Genomic DNA, 690 nt, shown 5'->3' on the forward strand with positions numbered 1-690 from the left:
GGCTGGCCGAATGCCACCTCGCGCCGCGCGTCGCCGGCACGATCCCGGTCGGGGATGGCGCCGCGCTGCTGCGCCGGCGACCCGACATCCGCCAGGCCGAGCGGGAGCTGCATGCGGCGACGGCGCGCATCGGCGTGGCGATCGCGGACCGGTATCCGAAGATCACGCTGGGCGTGTCGGCGGGCTCGGCAGGCACGCTAGCCGGGTTCGGCAGGAGCGACACGCTGAGCTGGAGCCTCGGGCCGCTGATCTCGTGGACGATGCCGAGCAACGGCGTCGCCGATGCGCGCATCGCGCAGGCCGAGGCGGGGACGCGGCAGGCGGCGGCCAGATTCGATGGCGTCGTGTTGAATGCGTTGCGGGAGACCGAGACGGCGCTCAATCAGTACGCGCGAGAACTGGACCGGCGCGCGGCGCTGCAGGCTTCGCGCGACGAGGCGGCGACGGTGGCGGGGCAGGCGCGGCGGCTGTACCAGGGCGGCAAGGTCGGCTATCTGGAGGCGTTGGACGCGGAGCGCGCGCTGGCCGCAAGCGATGCGGCGCTGGCGGCGTCGGAGGCCGCGTTGATCGACGAGCAAGTCCAGCTGTTCCTGGCACTGGGCGGCGGGTGGGAAGTGGAGGAGTCGACCAGCGCGCAGTAGCGGGCGGCGGCTGCACTTCGTCGGCTGCTGGGCCCTCACCCCTGCCCTC

At 73.6% G+C, this 690-nt stretch carries 1 protein-coding gene; it reads left to right on the forward strand.

Annotated features, from left to right (window positions below; translation table 11 throughout):
* Nucleotides 1-641, forward strand: a 641-nt coding sequence (locus tag FUT87_RS23500) for a TolC family protein (protein WP_147242572.1), incomplete at its 5' end; no start/stop codon positions are given.
* Nucleotides 642-690: the final 49 nt, after the last annotated feature.

The sequence above is a fragment of the Mitsuaria sp. TWR114 genome, from assembly GCF_007997345.1.